This is a genomic window from Thermococcus sp. (assembly GCF_027008145.1).
Classification (GTDB): Archaea; Methanobacteriota_B; Thermococci; order Thermococcales; family Thermococcaceae; genus Thermococcus.
Map to the genome: position 1 here is coordinate 1 of NZ_JALTCZ010000147.1, position 1,763 is coordinate 1,763.

At 55.1% G+C, this 1,763-nt stretch carries 1 protein-coding gene and 1 pseudogene; one reads left to right on the top strand and one right to left on the bottom strand.

Annotated features, from left to right (window positions below):
• Positions 1-1,355, bottom strand: a 1,355-nt coding sequence (locus tag MVD07_RS07040) for a DEAD/DEAH box helicase (protein WP_297500080.1), incomplete at its 3' end; no start/stop codon positions are given.
• 56 nt (positions 1,356-1,411) lie between these two features.
• Here MVD07_RS07040 and MVD07_RS07045 point away from each other — a divergent pair.
• Positions 1,412-1,763, top strand: a pseudogene (locus tag MVD07_RS07045) (hypothetical protein); the annotation flags it as partial.

The window sequence follows — 1,763 nt, forward strand, 5'->3', positions numbered from 1 at the left end:
GAGGCAGTGTCACCCCTCTGGTGGGCGTAGAAGGTTCTTCCGAGGAAAGAAACAAGCTCCCGGAAGTCCTCAACGCCGAAGTTTGTTATCAACGCTAAGACCTGGCTCCTAAAGGCCCCCTCATTGGCAAGCATCGAGAACAGCTTCTCCGGCTTCCCGTGTATGTACTTCTCGATGAGCTTCTTCGGGTCTTCAGTTCTCGCAACTATGATGGCCTCACCCACTTTATCGTACTTAGGCCTTCCAGCGCGACCCATCATCTGCTGGATTTCGAGGACGGGAATGTCCGTCCAGCCGAAGCCGGCGTATCTCTTGGTGTCTCTTATTATCACTCTAAATGAGGGTAAATTGACACCAGCTGAAAGGGTCGGCGTCGCCGTTATCACCTTGATTAACCCGTCCCTGAAGGCATCCTCTATCAGAGTCCTCTCGGCCCTGCTTAAACCGGCGTGGTGAAAGGCGACACCGCCCTTTAGGGCCTTCTTCAGCTTCTCGGTCGTCGGGTTGTCCTCTATGCCAGAAGCAAGCTCTTCAAGGGCCCTCCTCTCGGGCTTTGTCAAAAGTCTTGAGACCTTAGAGGAGAGGGCTGTTGCTTCCTTTTCGGCCGAACGTCTCGTGTTGACGAAAACCAGGGCCTGCTTGCCCTTCTTCACGGCGTCAACCGCTAAGCTCTCCCAGTTCTCCGGATAGCGGTCAGTCTTGCCGTCCTCCCAGAAGAGGGTTCCAAGGTGAAAGACACCTTTCCTGAGCTCGACCGGGCGCCAGTCGCTTACCACAAGCTCGGCGTTAAGCCACTCCGCCAGCTCCTCGGCGTTTCCAACCGTCGCGCTCAAGGCCAAAATCTGAGCCTTACCCAATAGGTGAGTCAGTATCATCTCAAGCGTCGCTCCCCTGTCGTAGGAGCCTATGAGGTGAACCTCGTCCGCAACAATGAGCTTGACGTCGTTGACCCACCTAGGAGAATGTCTCAGCAGGGAGTCGAACTTTTCAGCCGTTGCCACTATGATGTCGTACTTCCCCAGCCACTCGTCGGTGGAGTCGTAGTCCCCCGTGGTTGCAGCTACTCTGATTCCGAGTTTCTCCCACTCCCTGAACTCGCGGTACTTCTCCTCGGCTAGGGCCTTGAGCGGAACCAGATAGACTGCCTTCCCGCCCTCTCTCAAAAGTTTGCTGACCATAACTATCTCGCTCACGAGGGTCTTCCCGCTTGCGGTTGGAATAGCTAGAACGAGGTTTTTACCCTCCAAAACACCGCTCTTAAGTGCCTCTGCCTGAGGAGGGTAGAGTTCCTCTATGCCCCTCTCTCTGATGATCCGCTTTATCCTCTCGTCAACCGGGAGTTCATCAACCTTCATCTTCACCGCAAGGCTTATTGAGGGCGGGGTTAAATACCTTTGGGATTGCCATGGAGGTGCCGTTCGTACTCTTCAGGACGCCGCGCGGGAAGTTTGCCATAGACGCATACTTCACCGAGTTCGTCTCTCTCGAACCGAGGAAGGCACTCCTGATAAAGGATCCATCAAAGGAGACCCTTTCGGAGAGGGCTGAAAGACCTCTCCCGGTTCTCCTCAGGGGAGATGTCGGGGAGTTCCTCAGAGGGCTCTTCCTGAACCTCGAAGAGACCTTCCATGAGACCAGGGAGAAAAGGGTGTCCCATATCAGACAGTGGAACGTCCTCAGGATCATAGGGATACCAACTGGCCACAGCAGGCACGTCGCAACCGAGGAGAGGCTGGGAGAGATTGAGAGAGAGAACTCCTTCG